20 protein-coding genes are annotated in these 20,984 nt (G+C 35.6%); 2 read left to right on the forward strand and 18 right to left on the reverse strand.

Features of this window, described 5'->3' with window-relative positions; genetic code table 11:
* Positions 1 to 245: 245 nt before the first annotated feature.
* Entirely contained in the window at positions 246 to 1,514 is a 1,269-nt protein-coding gene (locus FHT21_RS01780) for an MFS transporter (RefSeq protein WP_167293087.1), read from the forward strand.
* A gap of 123 nt (positions 1,515 to 1,637) precedes the next feature.
* Here the strand turns inward: FHT21_RS01780 and pepE are convergent, their stop codons facing one another.
* Positions 1,638 to 2,333, reverse strand: coding sequence for a dipeptidase PepE (gene pepE / locus FHT21_RS01785; RefSeq protein WP_167293088.1), 696 nt, complete (start codon positions 2,331 to 2,333; stop codon positions 1,638 to 1,640).
* A gap of 269 nt (positions 2,334 to 2,602) precedes the next feature.
* Here pepE and FHT21_RS01790 point away from each other — a divergent pair, with 269 nt between their 5' ends.
* Positions 2,603 to 3,226, forward strand: coding sequence for a class I SAM-dependent methyltransferase (locus tag FHT21_RS01790; protein WP_167293089.1), 624 nt, complete (start codon positions 2,603 to 2,605; stop codon positions 3,224 to 3,226).
* On the opposite strand, the gene FHT21_RS01795 is transcribed toward FHT21_RS01790, so the two are convergent.
* The 17 genes from FHT21_RS01795 to FHT21_RS01880 form a co-directional block, all read right to left on the reverse strand.
* Entirely contained in the window at positions 3,140 to 3,958 is an 819-nt protein-coding gene (locus tag FHT21_RS01795) for a polysaccharide deacetylase family protein (RefSeq protein WP_167293090.1), read from the reverse strand. The genes FHT21_RS01790 and FHT21_RS01795 overlap by 87 nt on opposite strands.
* A 2-nt stretch (positions 3,959 to 3,960) precedes the next feature.
* Complete coding sequence (locus FHT21_RS01800; RefSeq protein WP_167293091.1) at positions 3,961 to 4,512, reverse strand: WcaF family extracellular polysaccharide biosynthesis acetyltransferase; 552 nt, start codon at positions 4,510 to 4,512, stop codon at positions 3,961 to 3,963.
* Positions 4,513 to 4,519: 7 nt separating this feature from the next.
* Positions 4,520 to 5,140, reverse strand: a complete 621-nt coding sequence (locus FHT21_RS01805; protein WP_167293092.1) for an archaeosortase/exosortase family protein — start codon at positions 5,138 to 5,140, stop codon at positions 4,520 to 4,522.
* A gap of 101 nt (positions 5,141 to 5,241) precedes the next feature.
* Positions 5,242 to 6,099 (reverse strand): glycosyltransferase family 2 protein, encoded by an 858-nt coding sequence (locus FHT21_RS01815; protein ID WP_167293094.1) that lies wholly within the window; start codon positions 6,097 to 6,099, stop codon positions 5,242 to 5,244.
* On the reverse strand, positions 6,099 to 7,277 hold the full coding sequence (locus FHT21_RS25105) for a glycosyltransferase (protein WP_167293095.1): 1,179 nt from the start codon (positions 7,275 to 7,277) through the stop codon (positions 6,099 to 6,101). The genes FHT21_RS01815 and FHT21_RS25105 overlap by 1 nt, the downstream gene beginning before the upstream one ends.
* Positions 7,278 to 8,432, reverse strand: a complete 1,155-nt coding sequence (locus tag FHT21_RS01825) for a hypothetical protein (protein WP_167293096.1) — start codon at positions 8,430 to 8,432, stop codon at positions 7,278 to 7,280.
* Between the two features lie 319 nt (positions 8,433 to 8,751).
* Positions 8,752 to 9,861 (reverse strand): glycosyltransferase family 4 protein, encoded by a 1,110-nt coding sequence (locus FHT21_RS01830; protein ID WP_167293097.1) that lies wholly within the window; start codon positions 9,859 to 9,861, stop codon positions 8,752 to 8,754.
* Complete coding sequence (locus FHT21_RS01835; RefSeq protein ID WP_167293098.1) at positions 9,851 to 10,999, reverse strand: glycosyltransferase family 4 protein; 1,149 nt, start codon at positions 10,997 to 10,999, stop codon at positions 9,851 to 9,853. The genes FHT21_RS01830 and FHT21_RS01835 overlap by 11 nt, the downstream gene beginning before the upstream one ends.
* A 2-nt stretch (positions 11,000 to 11,001) precedes the next feature.
* Complete coding sequence (locus FHT21_RS01840) at positions 11,002 to 11,817, reverse strand: FkbM family methyltransferase (protein WP_167293099.1); 816 nt, start codon at positions 11,815 to 11,817, stop codon at positions 11,002 to 11,004.
* Positions 11,807 to 13,351 carry a GMC oxidoreductase gene (locus tag FHT21_RS01845; RefSeq protein ID WP_167293100.1) on the reverse strand — a complete coding sequence of 515 codons (1,545 nt, stop codon included), beginning with the start codon at positions 13,349 to 13,351 and terminating at the stop codon, positions 11,807 to 11,809. The genes FHT21_RS01840 and FHT21_RS01845 overlap by 11 nt, the downstream gene beginning before the upstream one ends.
* On the reverse strand, positions 13,341 to 14,210 hold the full coding sequence (locus tag FHT21_RS01850; protein ID WP_167293101.1) for an aldo/keto reductase: 870 nt from the start codon (positions 14,208 to 14,210) through the stop codon (positions 13,341 to 13,343). The genes FHT21_RS01845 and FHT21_RS01850 overlap by 11 nt, the downstream gene beginning before the upstream one ends.
* 1 nt (position 14,211) lies before the next feature.
* Positions 14,212 to 15,501, reverse strand: coding sequence for a glycosyltransferase (locus FHT21_RS01855; protein WP_243853829.1), 1,290 nt, complete (start codon positions 15,499 to 15,501; stop codon positions 14,212 to 14,214).
* Positions 15,498 to 16,727: a glycosyltransferase family 4 protein gene (locus tag FHT21_RS01860; protein WP_167293102.1), complete on the reverse strand. Its 1,230-nt coding sequence runs from the start codon at positions 16,725 to 16,727 to the stop codon at positions 15,498 to 15,500. The genes FHT21_RS01855 and FHT21_RS01860 overlap by 4 nt, the downstream gene beginning before the upstream one ends.
* Positions 16,728 to 17,747 (reverse strand): glycosyltransferase family 4 protein, encoded by a 1,020-nt coding sequence (locus tag FHT21_RS01865; RefSeq protein WP_167293103.1) that lies wholly within the window; start codon positions 17,745 to 17,747, stop codon positions 16,728 to 16,730.
* Complete coding sequence (locus FHT21_RS01870; protein WP_167293104.1) at positions 17,744 to 18,691, reverse strand: glycosyltransferase family 2 protein; 948 nt, start codon at positions 18,689 to 18,691, stop codon at positions 17,744 to 17,746. Before FHT21_RS01870 ends, FHT21_RS01865 begins: the two co-directional genes overlap by 4 nt.
* Complete coding sequence (locus tag FHT21_RS01875) at positions 18,688 to 19,614, reverse strand: glycosyltransferase family A protein (protein ID WP_167293105.1); 927 nt, start codon at positions 19,612 to 19,614, stop codon at positions 18,688 to 18,690. The genes FHT21_RS01870 and FHT21_RS01875 overlap by 4 nt, the downstream gene beginning before the upstream one ends.
* On the reverse strand, positions 19,611 to 20,972 hold the full coding sequence (locus FHT21_RS01880; protein WP_167293106.1) for a glycosyltransferase: 1,362 nt from the start codon (positions 20,970 to 20,972) through the stop codon (positions 19,611 to 19,613). Before FHT21_RS01880 ends, FHT21_RS01875 begins: the two co-directional genes overlap by 4 nt.
* Positions 20,973 to 20,984 lie beyond the last annotated feature (12 nt).

A 20,984-nucleotide genomic window follows, 5' to 3' on the forward strand; every position in this document is an offset into this window, starting at 1 on the left:
TTAAAATCTAATCATAATACTGCGTTTGTAGCGTGTAATAACCAAATATTCCAGAAAAATGGAGGAGTGCCAACTCATTAAATTAGAAGCCTGGTTTAAAGCCCGGCGTATTTCCTGTCTGAAGATTGTAGCCAAAAGTCTAAAGAAACTACCGGCCTGGATTGCTATTAAAGAACAACCCGCCTGGTTGTTAAAATCTTTTTCTTATTGCGAATTAAAACAAATTATAACCTAAATCTGAACAGATGCTTAACATTCAAATCACAAAACTATTCTGGGCTAGTTGTCTTGCATTACTAGTTACCTCCCTTTCTTTCGGCATCCGCGCCGGTATAATGAACCAGCTCGGTATCGATTTTCAATTAAGTACTTCCCAATTGGGTACCATTACGGCTGCGGCCTTCTGGGGATTTCCACTGGCTATCATTGTTGGAGGTTTTGTAGTCGATATAATTGGAATGAAACGCTTGTTGGTAATGGCTTTTATTTTTCACCTGGCCGGAATTGTGCTTACCATTTTTGCCCAGGGCTATTGGAGCCTGTTTTTATCTACCTTGCTCATCGGCATTGCCAATGGTACTGTAGAGGCCGCCTGTAACCCATTGGTAGCCGCTTTATATCCAGAAAATAAGACGACCAGGTTAAATCATTTTCACTTATGGTTTCCCGGTGGCATTGTAATCGGTACCTTGCTGGTTACCCTATTTGTTCAGCTTGGACTGGGCTGGAAGGTGCAGGTGGCCATGATGATTATTCCTACTTTGATTTACGGATACCTGTTCTCGAGGTTGGATTTCCCGGTTACCGAAAGGGTATCATCTGGTTATTCGAGCTCAGATATGTATAAAGCAGTACTTTCTCCTTTGTTTATCTTTATGTTTATCTGCATGTTCGGTACTGCCATTACCGAATTATTTACCGGGCAATGGATAGGCTTACTGCTTAAAAACGTAACGGATAATGCTATTTTATTGCTTACCCTTACCACAGGGATCATGGTCATTGGCCGGGGTTTTGCCGAACCTGTAGTTCACCGTCTTGCTCCTCAGGGTGTACTGCTCTTATCCGCAATATTTGCCGCAGCAGGGCTTTACATGCTGAGCACCTTTACCGGAAATTCTGTTTTCTTTGCTGCGATCATTTTTGGTATAGGCGTTTGTTATTTCTGGCCAACGATGATCGGTTTTGTGGCAGAAAATGTTCCCAAATCGGGAGCCCTTGGCCTAAACCTAATGGGGGGGGCAGGGATGTTTGCTGTTTCTATTTATACGATGTTTATGGGTAGCTTTTACGATAACCTGATCGTTAAACACTTACCTTCTGGTGCCTCGCTTAGCGCTTATTTAAAAGCTCCTGAAGGTTCTGCACAAGGGCAGGCGCTTGCCAACGCTAAAAATCTGGCTGGCCCTGAAATTTTGCAGGCTACCTTGATTATCCCCATAATATTAATTGTGGCTTTTGGCGGATTGGTGATATACCTGCGTTCTCGGAAAAAGAGCGCTGCTATAGCTTAATAATAAAGCTTCCGTTTATTAATAAAGAATAATATCTACAGGTTTATGATGCTAAACTTATCATAACTTGTAGATATTTGCGCTTTTATTTTTAAACCGTTGTATCGTTCCTCAAGAAATTAATTATACTAACATACTACCTGGAGGGCACTCATATGGGGTTTTGCCTGCTTCAAAAATTCTGGTGTATTCACTTCCTTCCGTAGTGATTTTGTGATCTAATATCCTGATCCAATTGCCTTCACGTAAGCCTATTACCTTAATGTTGTTTTGTGTTAGAAACTCCATAATTCTCGTTTCCCTTGTTTCTCCGTTATGTTTTAATTCAGGATTTGGGTCGAGATAATGAGGATTAAGGTTAAATGGAACCAGGCCCATGCATTCAAAAGAGGAAGGATACACAATAGGCATGTCATTGGTGGTTTTCATATTTATTCCACCTATATTGCTCCCGGCGCTGCAGCCTAAATAAGGTTTTCCCTTTTTAATATTTTCACTTAAGCGCTCCATCAGTCCCAGCTCATGAAGTGTTTTTACCAGAAGAAAGGTATTGCCTCCGCCAGTAAAAAATCCTTTGGCTGCATCGATAGCGCTAATGGGGTCATTAAATTCGTGCAGGCCTTTTACCCTGATGTTTAGCTTCGAGAAAAAATCCCGCGCTTTGCCTGTATATTCTTCGTGCGAAATACCTCCTGGTCTTGCAAAAGGGATAAATATAATTTCATCTAATCCGGCAAAGAGCGTAATCAGCTCATCTTTTAGGTATTCCAGGTAATTACCGCCGAACAGCGTAGAGGTAGAAGCGAGGATGACATTCATTGTAATAAGTTTCAGTTCTAGCAATAATAGCTTGTTTTTGTAAATCTAAAAAATATGCAGACTTTTTTATTTAATTGTTTCGGCATTTTTGAATTGTGATCTACTCCCGGTTTCTCCAATACAAAATTGGTAATTTAAAAAGCAGGATTGGGCCGCAAGATAATTTATTGGGAATTTTAAAATAAATGCATTTAATGATAAGATTGTGTAAAAGAATTACTTTTACACAAAGGAATTATCTGTCAATCATCTATCCTTAGCGTATACATATGCAATTGCTTTTTGATAAGGTCAAAAATAAAATCAGCCATCAGATTTACATCTTTGTTTTATCTCGGTTTGGCTTTGGTAACAGGGTGCCCAAAAGTATATGGGAAAGACAGTTTTATGGAAACGACTGGGATTATCTTTACACTGAAGCCGAAAAAGGCCATTACCTGGCAATCGTAAATCTATTTAAAAAAGTACCATTTGGCAGGGTTCTGGATGTTGGCTGCGGCCAGGGGGTACTTTATCATTATCTTAAAGCGGCAGCAGAGCCATTAAATTATATGGGAATTGATATATCTGGTAATGCAATTGGAAAAGCAAAAGCTTCATTTCCGGAGGCTAACTTTAAACAGTTAGATTTCGACCACCAGAAGTTGGAAGGAAAGTTTGATGTAATCATTTTTAATGAGACCCTGTATTATTTCAACAGACCTTTATCAATCATTCAAAAGTGTATCGATGAAAACCTGAATAATGGTGGCTATTTCATCATATCCATGTGCGATTATATTGGCCACGAGGTAATTTGGCAGAAACTAAAACAGCGATATCATTTTCTTTCCATTGAAGAGATCATAAACCTGAATGAACAGAAATGGAAAATAGGCTGCTTTAAGCCTTAAAAAAAATTGAAGTGAAAGGAGGGGGTCAAACAGCGCGCGCATGAGCTGATAGCTTTGGCTGAGTTTAAAAGAAATGGATTTGGCGGTATCCGATTGGTGTATACCTATCCTGCGCAGGGCAAAATTACTTTCTTTAGCCTGATAAATAGAAAGACCATATCCGTAACCGGAAAGCCTTAAAAGCTGTCTGTAATTTTTGGGCACATCCCCATAAGGGAAGGTAAAGGTGTGTACTTTTTTGTCGATTAGTGTTTCAATAATTGTTTTGGAAGCCGAAATCTCTTTTATAAAATTTTCAGTACTAATTTGGCTAGCCCTTAAATGATGTTGGCCATGGCTTGCAATTTCCATGCCCTTGCTGCTTAGATACTGTAATTGTGCTGCCGTTATTAAAGCAATCTTTGAAAATCCCTGCTCGGCCACATCCCAACTATTATATCCACCAATCTGTGCAGTTGGGATTGAAAAAACGGCCTTCATATTCCTTTTGAGTAATTCTGGAACTGCAAATTCAAAAAGCGTTGCCGGGCAGTCGTCAAAACTCAGTATGACCGATTTTTGATGTATAGCGCCATTTCTTTCTCCAATTTCTTCAAAGGTAGTGGTTTTAAGCCCTTTCCGCTCAATAATATCAAGCAGCAGTTTAAACTTTTCAGTATTAATGCTCCAATCAGCTATCCCCGGGTCGGGAAAATCATTAACATGATGAAGCATGATAATTGGAACTGGCATTTTTAACGAATTTCGCGCTCCTTAATTTTAACAGCAGGGTTGCCTTGATAAATTGAATAAGCAGCCAATGCCTTTGTGGCTACACTGCCCATGGTAAGTACGGCGTGGTTATGCACCTTTATGCCCGGGCATACCTTGGCTGCTGCCCCAATCCATGCACCATCTTCAAGCGTAATGGGAGCAGTAAACAAATCGAAACTTGTTTTACGGTAATTATGATTTCCGGTTATCAGCATGGCCTGTTGCGAGATACAGCAGTTATTGCCTATATATACAAAGTCTAAGTTCTCGATGTAGCAGTCTGCAAGCCAGCTATAATTGCCGATAACGAGTTTCCATGGGTATTTAACATATATACCTGGCTTAATCCTAACTTCTTTTCCAATTTTTGCCCCAAATAACCTCAGCAAAAAAACAAGTATACTACTTATTGGAATAAGCTTAGTTTTAAAGAAAAACACATCTGTGAAATACCATAAAAACTGTTTTAAAGCCGAGGCTCCAATGTGGAAATTGCCTGTGTTAAAGTTTTTATTTAGTTGTGTCTTATTCAAGGTAAAGTTAATCTTGCTGAGGTTGATCGGTATCTTCGTTTTTTGTTTTGTTAACTCCTTTTGTATTTTTCTTGATCCAGAGGTATAACATTACAAATATGCAGATATATACAATTACGTTAAAGATCTCGTGGTGGTAAGTAAAGTTTTGCCTTTGCGATTCGAAGAGGCCAAGCAGAACACCTAACCCAGCAATGCGGCAAACATTTAAAATATAAATCGTCACAATCCCAATGGTCAACATCTTAAAGGTAGATTTCCATGGAGCAGGGAATGCCAGTACAAAGGCCGCTAAAAAACTCATCACCCCCAGGCCAAGACATGAATAATTGATGCGGAGATAAGGCCCTGCTACAACCATTACATCCGTTTCGTTGTAGATGGCGTAAAAACCAAAGGCTTTGATGATCCATACCGCAGGAACAATTAATGCTGTTCTTAAGCCTTGTATATAGTTGAAATGCTGAGTAATGTAATCATTGTAATATCTTGCGCCCGGTGTAGTGATGCTGTTCATAAATAGGTTGCCCTGGCTAAACAAAATATATAATATGAAGAGTGCGATTATAAATTTGATCGCTTTTTTATTTGCTTGTTTTCTGGCTTCTTTGGTCTGGATTTCGTTCATATCTTATTCGGATGTACAAAGGTAAGTTTTTCTGATTTAAAGCGTGGTGGTTATAGTGTATTGACTGCATCATTAATCTATGATGGGTGCAAGGGGGTAGATCATGATTCATTTTGCTTTCGCAAGGCCAGAATTTTTCTATCTACCAGTTTTCTAAACCAGAGTCCTTGTAGATAATGAAATTTTCTGGCTGTTTTATTATCGAGGATGCCGAATTGGAATACCATGCGGTAACCATAGTACAAATAAGGGCGTAATCCCAGTGGCAATTTCCACCAAAGTCTTTTTAACCAGGCTTTTTTTTCGTCAGGATTGCCCCAGATACTTGGTTTTAATGTTTGGGTCCGTAGCTTTTGCATCCGCTCTATTTCTTCCTGGGCAATCAGGTCGCTATATTTTTCATGTTTTTTAAACCAGAAATCGATATTATTCTCTTTAAGATTTTCTTCCAATAAGTGCCCTTTCTTCCAGATGATGGTTTTGCCTGGTACGATAAAGCGGTGATCCATATTCTCATTTAAATCTGAATAACCGATTCCGGTTCTGAACATTTTCAATAAATAAATAGGGTAGTACCCCCCATAGCGGATCCAGCTGCCTTGGAAATAGTTTTTCCGGTTAAAATAAATTCCGTTTATACCTTCGAAATCTGTGTGCCTAAATTTTTGAAGTTGATCGAAAAGTTCTGGCGTTATCACCTGATCTGCATCCAGTCCGATTGTCCAAGGTGTTTTAATATTAAAATTTTTCAGTGCAAAATCCCATTGTTTGGGATGATTGATAAAGGCATTGTTTTTTATTTCTGCACCATATGTTTCGGCAATGTTTAACGTTTCATCACTACTTCCGCTATCCAAAATAAAGATATCGGCCTGTAGATCTTTGATGGAGGCTAACAAACGGGGAAGATGAACTTCTTCGTTAAAAGTTAGAATGATAAAGCTGAATTCCTGGTTCATTAAGCCAATCTTCTATATAACTCCAGGTATCGTTTAGCCAAAGCTTTATCGTTAAAGTCTCTCCTGATAACTTCAGGTGCAGCTTGTTTCATCTTTTCTCTTACTTTTTGGGCATGATAAGCGTTTATTAATTTTTCTTTAATATCGCTCACTTCCAATGTGCATACCCAGCCCAATTGCTGTTCGCGCACATAATCTGATAAACCCACTCGATCAGATATTAAAACAGGTGTGCCTACACTTAAACTTTCTATTACTACATTGGCAAAATTTTCGTTAAAAGACGTTAGTACCAATAAATCGTGTTTGGCTATCAAGTTATACTTATCTTGGTCAGTAACTTGCCCTATCCAATTAATACGCGGGTTTAGCTTAAGGTTTTCCGCTTTTAGCTTTAAACTTTCAACATAACCTTCCTTTCCCGAACCTGCAATGCTCAGTTGCCAGTTAATATCCAGTAAGGATAAAGCGTCAAACAGCAGCTCAAGCCCTTTTTTTTCTTCAATACGCGACAGGAAAATCAAGCGGAAAACTGTTGTATCGCTATTGTCAATGGCCAGTTGAGAACTGCTAACCAATTCCTTTATATTAACCAGGTTTGGGATTACCGTAATGCTTTTTGGCGTAACAATTTTAAGTATATCCTGTTTCTCCTGTTCGCTGGTAGCGTGGATGTGGCAATATTGTAGCAGTTTTTTCCCGATGAGGTTATGCAACAGTTTTTTCGAGAATGAATTGCGGTTATTTTGGGTATAGGTGGTGAGCATTCCTCTGGGCGAAAGTACTACCGGTATTTTGTACCATTTGGCCATCCAGCAGCTTAAAACCGAAACCAGGTTCCACCAGGCATGAATGTGGATAATGAGTTTGGCGTTTGGCGTTTGGCGCATCTTTTTCAGTTCCCACAAAAGTTTAGGCGAAAAATGACTATGATCTTTAGTTAAACGTTTAAAATAAGTTACGGATGCGCCATCAACTAAAACGGGTTTGTTTATAGGTATATCCAGTTCATTTTGTCCATTTGCCGTAGTTGTTAATACCTGTACCTCATGAATCCCTAACCCCTCAACGCTAACCGTTAACTCTACCAATGCTTCGCACAGTTTGGCAACGCTTTGTATAGGGCCACCATAAATGTAAGCGGGTTTGTAGGAAGCTGTGATGTGGATGATTTTCACTTAAATTTTAATTTGTTTTAAAAATCTTTTAAGCGCAAAACGACGGATGAGTTCATAGATCAGAAGGTACATCAACAATCCACCGATGAGTTTATTCAATGCAGACTCAAATAGGTAAATCAGGATAAATAAGGGTATAATCATAGCAGTACCGATTAATTTATCAGGGCTGCTGGTCATTACGTATTTATAAACTAAACCAATGAGTAAGCCATAAACAAATAAACTAATGAACATGCCTGGCATTCCGAAATCTATATAGTTTTCCGTCATGTAACCTAAACTGATTGATGTTCCCTGATTTGCTCCCGCCACAGGTATTCCAGAATACTTAATTGTTGTTTCCGAATCATCAATAACAGCCTTATTTGGAAATAGAATTCGTGGCTGTAATACACGTCCTATAGCATCTCCCCAAAGGCGACCATGGGTATGAGGTACCACTCTAGGTACATAATCAATTGTAGCAGAAAAAAAATCGATATAAGATAGGCGATCAACAGTGGTTTTAACAGCAGTATTGATATCCTCTTTATCAATCTTTCCAGCTAGTTCACTAAGCTTGGAGAGCGATTCTCCAGTACTTCGGACTGTATTTTGAGTCATTTCTCCACCCGATAGATAATTTCTATATTCTGGCTTTACATATTGCCAGATAAGAATTAAATAAATACATAATGCGGCCAAACCTGCTAGCGGAAATATTTGTTTGAACTTAAGTTCGCGACCATAAATAATCAATAACCCACCAAAAGTAACAACGAAGTAATCCTTAAAATTGGAAAAGAAGCCCGTAAAACTCAGCAAAACTTCAAACAAAGCAATCAGTGCAAAAAGTTTATACTGTTTAGTATAAAAACAGCTCAACATAAAAATAAAAAATACCATCCATTTAAAATCTGCAAGTTTTGAAATGGGTTGTTGCAAGCCGCCAAACATAAAAGACCTGTCGTAAATAATTGGATAAGCTAAAGCAATTAAAATATAAATTGGAACAATTTTTCTCGAGTCGTAACGTAAAGCCAGAACGTTGAATTTCTCTGGCTTTAGTTTATAACTTTTAATGATCAGGTGTATTCCGATACTCAGGCAGATTAATCCTCCCAAACTATAGTAGAAAGAAGAATATATCTTTAATGTATTATCAAATGCCATCTCAAAATTTATATTTTGGAAATTCGAGTAAAAGACCTTTATAGTTATGGAGAACCACTGCAGCAATGCTGCAATAAAAAGAAAAGGTGATTCATCCTCTTTCCACAGTAATCTTAGCAATATAAATGGTGTAATTACGGTGAACGTTGTTAACAATGGGTTTTTAGATGTTACCGCATATATTAAAAGGAGCATTAATACGATCTGTAGGGGACGATCGACTTTTTTAAATGTATTCAATAGCTAATATTTCAGTTTATATTTTAGTACTTATAACCAACTATTTAACTTCTGTTGGGTTTGATATATTGTCTGGCTATTATATATTTATGTATTCTTTTAAAGGATCAATATTCTGTTTAACATTAAAATTCTCTGTAATATGCTTGTGGGCATTTTGTCCAAAGGACTCAATAATTTTAGCGTTTAATAAAAAAACTTCCATAGCCTTAGCAAGTGAATGTTCACATTCAGGTTTCACAATATAACCGGTTTTACCATGTATTGCTATTTCTGGTAATCCCCCTATGTCGGTTACAATAACGGGTTTAAAGTATAAACCTGCTTCCATAGCTGTAGTAGGTAATGGGTCAACTGTTATACTGGGTACCAATACAATGTCTGTCAGGCTGTAAAGAATATCTCTTGAATCAATAAAATCTTTCCATTCAACATAATGTTCTAAATTTAAATCTTTGATTTCGGTACGTAGTTTTTCTTTAAAAACCTCATTTCCACTTCCGATTATCATAATTTTAAGATTGTAACCTTGTTTAATAAGAATATTTAATGCCTTAATAACATAAACATGGCCTTTGCGCTCAATTATCTGTCCAATAATCCCAAATGTTAATACATTATCATTTTTATACGGAGATGATAATGAGATATTACTTATTTGAATTCCGTTTCTAAGTATGATTATTTTACTTTCTACTGCACCAATTTTTTCTAGATTATCTTTTATTGCAGAGGAGACAGCCACATATAAAGAAGTATATTTATTACAATGTTTAAAGTAGAATTTGTTTAGCTTACCATAATGTGGATCGAATACAAAGAATATATTTTTGATTTTTTTGATCAAAAAACCTATCATTAATATCGTTCTAAAAGTAGTATGATAAGTAGCATCTGGTTTAAAATCTTTAATAACTTTTTTTATCTTAATAATAGCAGATGGGTAGTTGATTAATGTATCTAAAGTCCACAAAGGTTTACTGATATAAAAAAAGCCTAATTTAACTTCAGTATAGGGAATGCCGAGTTGTGATAGCCGACTAATAAAAGTTCCGTCATTCCAACCAGAAACTATACAGTGAATGTCTATATTACTGCTTTTTAGTTCTTTTAAAATTGAAAGTGTAACGATTTCTGCTCCGAATACGAAACTACCACCACAAAAAACAAGTAATCGTTTAGCAGGCATTTAATGATTCGATTATAGCTACAACTTGTTTTTCAATTGTCCAGTTTTTTATAATATTTTTTGAGGATATTCCCATTGTTTTAAGCTTTTCTTTATCCAATATTAAGTTAAGGTTGTCCAATAGATCATTTGTTTGTTCGCTTTTAAAGATTACACCATTTTGCTTCTGCACCAGGTCTTCCGCTGAACCCACCTTATCTGAAACTATAATAGCCTTTCCGGCCGCCATTGCTTCGTTTACCGAAAGACCCCACGTTTCTCCTGGACCTTTGGAAGGAAGGCAGTATAAATCAGCTGCCTGATAGACAGATGGCATAATTCTTTGATTTTGAAAATCAATAAAGTGTATTTGATCTTTGCAGGGTAAAGCTTTTTCTTTTAAGCTATTTTCCAATATTCCATTTCCTACAAATAGTAAATGTACATCTGATCGGTTAAGTTGTTTAAAAACTTCTAGAAGTAGTATAGGATTTTTTTTTGATTCTAACTTTCCTGCAAAGAGGATTAAAATTTGTTCTTCTTCAATCCCCAGGCGTTTTCTTATATTTAGTGAATCAAAATGTTTATCATCAGAAAATCTTTCGTTATCAATCGCGTGTGGTGCAAATATCAACTGAGTTTCTTTTAATCCAAAGGCTTTAAAATATCTTTTGGCTGCATACCCTGGATAAAATGCTAAATCAACATGCTTATAAACCCAAAGAAGGAAAAGTTTTCTGATTTTTTTCTTTATAAAATTCTGATCATCAATAATAGTTGAGTCTCCCCTAAACCAAATCGGTACCTTACCCTTAAAATAACGTATAACTTTAAGGTGGCTATGGTATGCCCATCCATAAATCAACAATGCATCGGGATTAAAGGATGTTATGTCATTAATAAGCGATAAATTTTTTATCCCTGAAAAATGATAGTCGCCGGGTTGTTTGGATGTATTCTCCTCAAACTGGTAGCAATAACCATCTAATAATGGAATATCCCATGTTATATTTCTCCGAAATCCGTAATCATATTTTACTTCACTTAACAGATTACCTAGTGTATAAAATACTTTTAAATCACATTGTTTTGCCAGTAATTTAAAAACCGGTGCATAATACTGTATAGGGTGTGAAACAACGATCGCTAATTTTTTCAAGCTTAATTTTTTGTGGGAGTACAGTATAACATGTGGGGCTCGTAGGTTTCGTTTGATAGGGGATTGCTTGATGAATACCAGGCACGCTCTTTTTCTGGCAGAAAATAAATATCCTGTGCCATATAATTGTACTTATCCAAAAATTTAGAAGCAGCTATTAAACAATCCCTCCCGTGCAACTCTAATAATAATATCGGTTTATACGTAGTATAAACGTGGTCTCCATTTGCAAGTGCAAATATTTCTGCTGTTTCTAGGTCGAATTTGATTAGGTTTGGAGGCTTTATTCCCATGTCGAGTACCAATTCATCTACTCCCCTTGATACGACCTGTTCTATTTTTATAACTTCATTTAATCCCCGGGTTTCAGTTACAGGGCCAGATGCCCCTCCTTGATTTGAAATAAAATTGATAACAGTATGGTCGGGGCCCACAGCTTCGTTCAGGATAAAAACATTTTCCCAATTGTTTATCTTAGGAAGATTTTTTAACCGGTCGAAGTTCTCTTTTGATGCCTCAAAAGCATAAACAAAACCGTTTGTACCAACTAGTTTTCTAAAAATAGAGGCATAAAAACCAACATAAGCACCACAGTCCCAGGCAACCCAGCCAGGTTTAATAATGTGATCTAGATTTACTCTATCGAGTATCCATTTATCATAAGTACCAAGCCAATATGAAGATTCTTTTTTAAGATCAAGGGTTAATTTTATCCCCTTTGCACTACCTGTTAATACTTTAACAACGCTGATTCCCTCATTATTTCCTAATATTTTGGACAGAGCCGACTTAACGTATTTTTTTAATCTACGATTCATGAACGTTATTCAAATATGTGGATAATCTTTGGCATAACGCCAATAAGGTAAGTGTCGGATTAGAATGAGAGGCAGTTGGGAAAACCGCTGCACTTGCAACAAAAGCATTGTCTATACCCCATATTTTTAGGTTTTTATCAACAATGCCCGCTTCTGGAGTATCACTCATTTTGCAGCCGCCCATGTGGTGATTTACATCTGATAATAACTCTTTCCAATCCTTATTGTCAATTGTTATATTCTCATTATAATTGACCTTTCCAAAATTTAATCTTTCAAATTCATTTTTTAGATTATCGCTTATGGTTATAATGGTACTCCACGTTGTAAAACCAATGTCCCAATTTACCTGAACTTTTTTTTGATCCAGATTATCCAGTTCATCGGCTAAGGTGATGTGGCTTAGTGGGATGGATTCCTGTTCAACCATTAGTGAAATAATTGCCCTTGCACCTGGCTTATAGATAAATGATTTAACAAGATAAGCATATAGGCTTTTTGACAACTTACCCATATTTCTTAAAATACCATATAGGGTGTGAGTAGACCATTGGTATTTTAATCTTTTTATTTTATGATAGATGTTAAGATTTGAATCGAGCTCAAAAAATAGGCAAACTGAGCCATTTAAAACTTGTTTTTTTTGCTGCCAGTTTCTGCTCAAGCTTAAGCGTATGCTCGTTTTCATTTTTTTGTAAAGATGAGTACTAAAATATTGTTGAAGTCTGAATTCATCTTTTGTGATTATTTCGCCTATATCTAAACAGGGGTGATCCATAAACCCTTTTCCAACCAAGTGATGATTTTTATACAATTCACACAGTTGCGGATAGCTCAATAAAATCCTATTGCTTTCTATACCCCCGGCTGCAATAATGAGATTTTTTACAGGGATATTGAGGCTGTTCTTCTCGAAATTGACAACTTCTATATTTTTGATGCTGTTTTTTTCTAATACAATATCGTTCAAGGTAGCATGATAGAGTACAAAAACATTTGTTTCTAAATAATCTTGATAGCGTTTTTTAAAATTAGGTTCTTCAGCCCATTTTGAAGTATGATAATCAAATATATTCTCATCAAAACCAGGATTCTTCAGCTTTATTTCAATTAATGCCTCTTCACCATAATAATGATTACTGGTTATGCCCATAAAGTCATTTGCTTCGGCATAATATGGATAAATATCTTCATAACTTATGGGCCACCCGCTATTGTTTAGCCATTCTCTTTTCTCAAAATCAATGGGTGAAAAAGGTAGCGATTGGCCGCCCCAGGCTATCGTTGTACCTCCGATGGCTCTTTTTCTTCCATCGGTAATGCCGTTCATTTTTTTTCCTGTTGAAATTACCTTATTAAGCACCTGGTATTTTGCCTGGAGATCAATCGATCCGCTTTCAATAAGCATTACGCGTTTTCCCTGTTTGCTTAAATTTACAGCTAAGCAAATACCAGCTGCGCCGGCTCCGATAATGGTAAAATCGAATACGGTTTCGGGCAAGGAGAATGAGCTGTTAAATGCTTTAAAAGGCATGGTTTAATAGCCTGTTTAGTGTTTGCAGATCTGTAGACAAATATTTTTCGGTACTTATTAAATTCTGTTGGAGATGAGTGTTGTTACCGGTTGCAAATAAAATCCTTCCGTTAGGGTTTTTTCTGATCTCACCGGCCAGCACTATTCCTGCTATTTCTTTTGCTTCAGCCCCGGGAATAGCTACCTTTTTTATTCTTTTTAAGGTACTGTGATAAATGTGTGTTTGATTAGGATATAGGCTTACAAAACCATCCTGATTTTGGCTGGATGTATGATGATCGTATTGCAGAATATCCCAATCTTTTAACTGCTGATCATCTTTCAGGTTAAAATAATTTGTTGCGAGGCCGATTTTTTTTACAATCCCCGCAGTTTTAATGCTTTGCAGGTAGAAGAATGCTTCGTCGGTTAAAAAACTTGATAAACCTTCGTGTAGTAAAAAGCAGTCTAAATAATCTGTTTTTAAACGTTTAAGCGAAGCCATTAAGCATTTTTCAATGTCGGGTTTATCTATTTTACGGAAGTCTATTTTTGAAGGCGGGCTATCCGTTAACCGTTCCGTTTCTTTTGATCTGAGTTGCTGATTCAAATAAATGGCCATGGCTGCCGGAACTAAACCGCTGTTTACGTGACCAAGCCCAAATTTTGTAGAAACTAAAACTTTATCCCTTTTCTTTTGTAAAAACTTTCCCAAAATAATTTCAGAATAGCCTTTGCTGTATATTGGTGCCGTATCGAAGTAATTAATACCGCTATGGTAAGCCTGTTCCAATAATTTTAAAGAATAGTTTAAACTCTTGTAGGTTGCTAAACCCACACAACCAAAGCCCAAATGATCTGATATTGAAATTCTTTCCATTTTAAGATACTTTTAAAGCATCATCAAATAAGTCACATTGCTTTTTAGTAGTCGCTTTCGCTCTATATTGTTCAAATTCTTTCCAGTCGGTTTCAATTTTAAAAGCCTTATCCTCAGCTATACTTTTTAGGAAACATTTAACCTTGACGATCGATTTTTTGAAGTCCAGTATATCAGCGACAAAACCTGCCTTACACGCAATTAATGATTGGGCTGCACTACTTTCCAAATTAAAAACAGCTATAATAGGTTTTTCGGTCATGATGTATGGATACATTTTCGATGCTGTGTAAGCAGGTTTTTCGTGTCCGGGAATAAATAATGCATCTGCACTTTGAAGGTTATAAATACTTTCGTAAAAAGATATGCGATCTGTTTGCTCGGTTACATAATTACCAACACCAAGTTTTTCTGCTACACTGAGCAATGTTTTTTCCCCGCTGCCCAATGGTGCATAACTTGTGCCTATAAAGTGAAATCTTAATATTTTGAACGTTTCGAAGTTGGTTTTTAAGCCTTCTTTAAATGCTTTCATCAGTATCATTACCGCTCTTTGCATATCGAACCCTCCTCTACCCACATAAACGATGTGCCTATAGTCAGGATTTTTTTTAAATGAAAGTTTAAAATTAGCGTTGTGCTTGGAGGCAATTTCCAGGTCTTTTTTAAAGCCGCCAAAAGTAATGGTTGCTCTTGGCAATTTTAGTAAGTAGGGGTAGCGTATGGTTAAATCTTCTATATAAGCATCAGATACTGCAATTAAACCACTTACATGCTGCATGGCTATTGGTTCAAGGTATTTATCTAACCGATAGGAGAACCAATATTTTTTAGGCCTTTTATGTTTAGGTTTATCTTCGTAATAATTCGTAAACCAAGGATCCTGCATATCGATGACATAAGGTATCCCAAATTTCTTTTTCCAATATGGGCCCAGTACGCAAACTGGGAATTGTGTAGTCGAAAAAAATATAAGGTCGAACTTTTCTTTCTTTAAGAGTTTATTTACATAAGTTTTATAATGCCATAACGACCTGAGGGCAATGCTGCCCAAACCAAACTTATAAGTTATCTTTTTAGGCAAAGCATTAATGTGATGTATTTTGATGTCATCGGGAATAGATTCATTTAATAGGTAATCAAACACGGCATCGGTATATTTTTCTGCTACGCAAACTACTTCTACTTCCCAATCAAATTCTCTGTAAAAAGGTAAACTCATTCTTACCCTTTGCATATCTGCCGCATTGGAAGGTGCAAAATAGGGCGATATGATTAAAAGTTTTTTCAATGGTTTAAAACTGTATTAATAATACTCAAGAATTTTTTGCTTTCGATTGCCCAATTAAAAGCTTCAGTAGCTAACTCACTTAATTTAATTTTTGATGTATCCAACTCACCTCTATTACATTGATAAAAATCAAGTATTTGGACTAGACTTTTTAGATCATTAGAATCATAAATTTTACCAATTTTATCATTTTGATTTAAAAATAATGATTGGGCGGGTGTATTACTGGCTACTACTGTGAGTTTTGCTTGGATATAAGTGAAAATTTTATTACTCAATGCAAAATTATTATTGGTAGAAAATCCAGGCTCAGACGCTAAGCCAATATCGAAATCGGACGCGAAACTAATTATTTCATCCTGATCAATCGGGTTATGAAAGTGGATAATAGATCCATTTGTTTCATCAATTAAATTTAGTAGTTCGAGCCTATAATTTTGGCTAATTTCACCTAAAAGATGTAATTCATATTTATAAACACTTTGGTTAATGGCACTGATAACGTTCTCTAGGCCACGGTTTTCACCAATGGTTTGTGAAAACCAAAAAAGCCTTAAATTTCTGTCATGATTGGTTTTTTTAATAGTTTCATCATTATTTTCCATAACATTTAAAATGGTCGTAATCTGCCTATTAAAAATATTTTGGTATGCTTTTTTGATAAGTGGGCTTGCTGCCGTTATGTAATTGACAAGCGGCATATATTTCTCCTCAATTAGACTGTTCAATTTTACCATAGGATGATTTATATCATCTGAATTTTCGAAACGGTGAAAGTCTTCTGCATCAAAACCACATTTCGCATTTATTTTTTTAGCAGCTCTAAAAGCTACGGGAAGTGCTGGCAGGTTGTGTGCTATGTAAATATCTGCCTTAACACTTAGGGCTTTTTTATATAATTGGTAGGTACACCTACCAATACTTAGCTCTGGGAATAGATCTGTAGCGATATACTTGTTAAGAGTTCTGAATATTTTATGAATTATTCTGGTTTGCCAGAAGATTAGTCTGTTCTTTCTTGGACTTCCACCAACCATTATTGCTTTCCATTTTTTCCTGGCAAGAAGATTTTTATCATATTGGCTTGCCCATTCATTCCAAAATTGGTAGATTACTGTAACATCGTAACCAGCAGATGTGAGCGCGTCTGCCTCTTTCACCAATCTTGGGTTTAATGTAGGCTGGCCTGAAGTTAATAAAACTATTTTTGTAAGATTTGGCAACATTTATTTTACACCACTGGATTTACTTAAGAGCATTTTATAAAGAGATATATAAGAATTGATAATGTTGGTCTGATTAAACTTTTGGGCATCCTGATAAACAGATTCTCTGTTAATGGTATGCAGTTTATTTACGCTATTTACCATTTCTTCAACTGATTGGCAAACAAATCCAGATCTGTTATGGGTTATTATTTCTGGAATTGCCCCTGCATTTAAAGCAATAACTGGTGTTCCACAGGCCATGGCCTCTACAATTACAATTCCAAATGGTTCATTCCAAAGTATGGGCATCAATAGAGCAGAAGATTCGCTAAGTATTTTATTTTTCTGCTGATCATTTACTTCTCCAATAAATTGTATCTGTCCGGATAAATTTGGCTCAATTTGTTCGATGAAATAAGCTTTACTTTTATCTGGGATATTTCCTGCAATAATTAATTTCCTGCCAGTTTTTTTTGCAATTTCTATTGCTAAATGAGTGCCCTTTTCATGCTCAATGCGACCGAGAAAAAGTAATGGCGCTGACTTATCTATTTCGAACTTCGGGGTGTAAGTTTTGTCTGGATATCCGTTATATACGGTAAATGCTTTTGCAAAAGGTTTAATCTGATTACTTATATAATTACTACATCCTGTAAAAGTCAAAGTATTTTTCTTTGATAGCAGTAAAGCTTTTTTTATCTGACTTATGGTTGGTTCACGCTGATAAGACATGATTTTAACATAAGATTTTGGAAGCAATAAGGTTAAATAGGCTAATCTTGCAAAACTATGAATAATGTCCGGCTGAAAATGCTTGACTTTTGCAATTACTTGTATCTTGCCTATCAGATTCAGCTTTGATGTGACCGGATATTTTATTAACTCACAATTAGCAATAGAGTCGGCATGTGCAACAAGTATAACATTATGACCATTCTTTATCAATCCATCTACGAGCATATCAATTATACGTTCGATACCACCATAATTTTTTGGAGGTACAGGAATGAAAGGATCTGCTATAATTGCAATTCTCATTTACTTAAATAATTTTTGATTTTTTTTGTCAATTTCCAACCGATTATTAAATCTGAAATTTTGGTGTAGCCCGAATTTTTTGGATTGTATTCTTTTCCTGTTAATTTTTTGTATTCTGAAACAGCCGACTTATATAATTCTGCATTCAAGCCATAAAATATATAGGCCCAATCACTCCAATACATAGCAAGTATTTGCGCTGATCTTTTCGAAGTTTCTTTAGATAAAATCAAGTTTGAGGTTTTAATAAGAGCTTGATGGGCAGATTCTAAAGCTTTATCAGATAGGTGATTAGATAATGAACCCTTATTGCCACTCCTGTAATATACTAGAGCCTTTTCTGTAAAAATAATTTTCTCCGAAAGAAATAATAATCTAGGAAAAAACTCGAAATCATTCATCATTGATATACTTGTGTCCCAGTATCCTGATTGTACTAAGATTTCTCGAGGAATGAGAAACATGCCACATTGCATCATTCCAAGGCCTTTCCCATTGTCTATTAACAGCCATTCAAGGGGGGATAGGTTACTCCAATTGGCTAAAGGTTCGTGCAGCGCGGTATTTAAATCATTATTGAAAAATCTCTTTATTTGCCCTGCAGCAATGTGAGATGGTTGATGCTTTATTGCCAGATATTGATCCATCAAGTGCTCCTTGTTCATTAAATCATCTGCATCAAAGAGCTTGATAAAAGAACCTTTGCTTTTTGTTATTCCATAATTAGACGCAGCACTTTGTCCTGAATTTTGAGGCATCTTAAATACTTTTACTATATCTGACTCATAAGATTTGGCTATCTCAAATGATTTATCAGTAGAACAATCATCAATAATAATAATTTCTTTATTTGAATAAGTTTGCCTCAAAATAGATTCGATAGCATCTTTAAGAAAATTTTCTGTATTATATACGGGAATGACTATGGAAATTAAGTCGGTCATCTTAATTCTGACTTAAACAATCGAATGTATTTTTCACGTAACTTAATTGCCAAATAGGGTTGAAGGATACACAATATCCCGAATAGTGTAAAACCGGGCGGTTTTTTTACATTTAACTTTCTTGCTTCTGCTACGCAACTGTTAGCTAACTGATAGTTTTGATGTGACGCTGCGAGACCGGCAATTTCCCATAATTTATATCCAAAAGTGACATCATATTTTTTTGGAGCGACAGCGGCATATTTTTTCATTACCTGGTATTGCGCCTCAAAACACTTCAACTGATTTCCTTGTGACATTGAGTTTTTAATCCTGTAATTTATGATTGAGATTTCGGACTCGACGGAAAATTTAAATCCTGCAATCGCAAGTTTAATATGCATTGCACAATCTTCATTATATAATACTTTTTGATCAGTATCATATCCTCCTACAGCTAAAAATTTTTCTTTATTATACAAGCCACAGAAAGGATTGATCTGTTCTGAAATGGCATATTTAATAGGATCATCTTTTAACGCTTCAGCATCAAATTTTCTAATATCAATTAGGTCAGCGGTTTGGTTATCTCTGTATTCATAATTGAATAATATCACTTCCGAATTTTGTTGATTATTTATCCATTTATGTGCAAGAGTTGTAAAATTCGGTAATAGCTCATCATCAGCATCATGAAAATGTATCCAATCTGATTTACTTATGTTTGCAATTATATTTTTTCCTTTGGAACAGCCAATATTCTTGTCGCCAGTGACAGTTATAGCCTTATAAAATTCGGCGATTTTTGCAGTTGAATCTGTACTGCAGTCATCATAGACAAGAATCTCATCAAAAGGAATAATCTGTTTCATTGCAGAGTCCAACAAACGTGGAAGAAATTTTTCAGCATTATAAGCCGGAATGCAAAGGGCTATGGTATTCAAAATGAATTAATTATCTTCTCTTTAAGTCTAGTGTAAGTGTATTTAATCAGTGTTTTTAGCGATTGCTGTTCAAGTATTGAATAAATTCCTTGATTTCTTGCAGCAGGTTTAAAATTGTATGCGAGGTACTCGTTTAATTCACTGGGTACAAAGTTGGTTTTTGAACGATTGTAAAGGTTAATATTTTGTGGAATAATTATTTCTGGTGATAATTTTTCAAATAAACTATTTTGCGCATTAGATGCAATAGTTAAATATTCTACATCGGTAAGCTTGATTACTTTTTTTAAACATGCAGATAACTCTTCGATGTTTTCTGCAGAATATTTAAAGCCATTTTGTCCATTATTAATCAATTCTGACACCCCAGTTTTATCTGAACAGATTACAATAGTGCCTTGTGCTAAATACTCGAGGCAAGTAAAATTAAAAGTATCCCAAGTTGAGGGAACTACTCCGAATTTCGCAGTAGCCTGTAATTTAAATAATTCTGGTTGTTCAACTGGAGATAATGGGGTTATTTTTTTCCCCCATATGGCTGGATATTTATTATATAAATCTTTTGATTTGCTTATTTTTTGGTCAAATTTTGTGTCGCTACCATACCATTCAATAGTAATATTGTCTGAAATATTTTCCATTGCTAAACATAAAATGTCTGGTCCTTTCCATTGCTGTATCCTGCCTGTTACTATACCTTTTTCTGATTTAATCCTTAAATCAATTTTTGATTTATTGAATTGAAATACAGGATAAACATATTCAATTGAAACATTATCAAGTGATTTTTTCCAAAAGGATTGATTTGATTTACTATTGGCAATTAGAATATCTGACAACGGCAATAGCGATAATTCTGTAAATCGGTTCAGGTGACCAAAAAGTTGCTCAGATTTTAGTGGTTCATTAAATTCTATTTGCCCACTACTCCCGTGTAATCTGGTGATTACAAATTTTTGATGGTGGACAAGCCAAGGAATGTAGCCCATTGCGAAATCCGTACATTCAATTATATCAAAACCGTCTCCTTTTTTACTTTGATCCCACATGGCCCAGGCTGCGGCAACATTTCTTTGATATTCAGGGAAAGCATTAAGATGTTGAAATAAATACAGATATTTTTTGAAAATATCGGGTTTTAAAAATTCAATCTGTATACCTTCGAATTCATAATCTGATTCATTTTGAATATAACCACTACCTGCAATAACTTTAATTTTAGCACAACTAGATGCTAAAGCTTTTATATAATGCAAATAATAAGTGGAAATACCTCCACCTGAATGTGGGTAGTATTCTGGGAGGATAAATAGAATTTTCAATCTATTTAGGATATTTAAATCTTTATTATCAATCAATGGATTTTATTA

This window comes from Pedobacter sp. SG908, from assembly GCF_011759615.1.
Taxonomy (GTDB): Bacteria; Bacteroidota; Bacteroidia; order Sphingobacteriales; family Sphingobacteriaceae; genus Pedobacter; species Pedobacter riviphilus.

Excerpts from the sequence above, each read along its gene's own strand:
- FHT21_RS01805 (WP_167293092.1), bottom strand. The coding sequence starts at position 5,140 with ATGAACGAAATCCAGACCAAAGAAGCCAGAAAACAAGCAAATAAAAAA.
- FHT21_RS01840 (WP_167293099.1), bottom strand. The coding sequence starts at position 11,817 with ATGAATCGTAGATTAAAAAAATACGTTAAGTCGGCTCTGTCCAAAATA.
- FHT21_RS01830 (WP_167293097.1), bottom strand. The coding sequence starts at position 9,861 with ATGCCTGCTAAACGATTACTTGTTTTTTGTGGTGGTAGTTTCGTATTC.
- FHT21_RS01845 (WP_167293100.1), bottom strand. The coding sequence starts at position 13,351 with ATGCCTTTTAAAGCATTTAACAGCTCATTCTCCTTGCCCGAAACCGTA.
- FHT21_RS01850 (WP_167293101.1), bottom strand. The coding sequence starts at position 14,210 with ATGGAAAGAATTTCAATATCAGATCATTTGGGCTTTGGTTGTGTGGGT.
- FHT21_RS01825 (WP_167293096.1), bottom strand. The coding sequence starts at position 8,432 with ATGGCATTTGATAATACATTAAAGATATATTCTTCTTTCTACTATAGT.
- FHT21_RS01780 (WP_167293087.1), top strand. The coding sequence starts at position 246 with ATGCTTAACATTCAAATCACAAAACTATTCTGGGCTAGTTGTCTTGCA.
- FHT21_RS01870 (WP_167293104.1), bottom strand. The coding sequence starts at position 18,691 with ATGACCGACTTAATTTCCATAGTCATTCCCGTATATAATACAGAAAAT.
- pepE (WP_167293088.1), bottom strand. The coding sequence starts at position 2,333 with ATGAATGTCATCCTCGCTTCTACCTCTACGCTGTTCGGCGGTAATTAC.
- FHT21_RS01815 (WP_167293094.1), bottom strand. The coding sequence starts at position 6,099 with ATGAACCAGGAATTCAGCTTTATCATTCTAACTTTTAACGAAGAAGTT.
- FHT21_RS01790 (WP_167293089.1), top strand. The coding sequence starts at position 2,603 with ATGCAATTGCTTTTTGATAAGGTCAAAAATAAAATCAGCCATCAGATT.
- FHT21_RS01795 (WP_167293090.1), bottom strand. The coding sequence starts at position 3,958 with ATGCCAGTTCCAATTATCATGCTTCATCATGTTAATGATTTTCCCGAC.
- FHT21_RS01860 (WP_167293102.1), bottom strand. The coding sequence starts at position 16,727 with ATGTTGCCAAATCTTACAAAAATAGTTTTATTAACTTCAGGCCAGCCT.
- FHT21_RS01865 (WP_167293103.1), bottom strand. The coding sequence starts at position 17,747 with ATGAGAATTGCAATTATAGCAGATCCTTTCATTCCTGTACCTCCAAAA.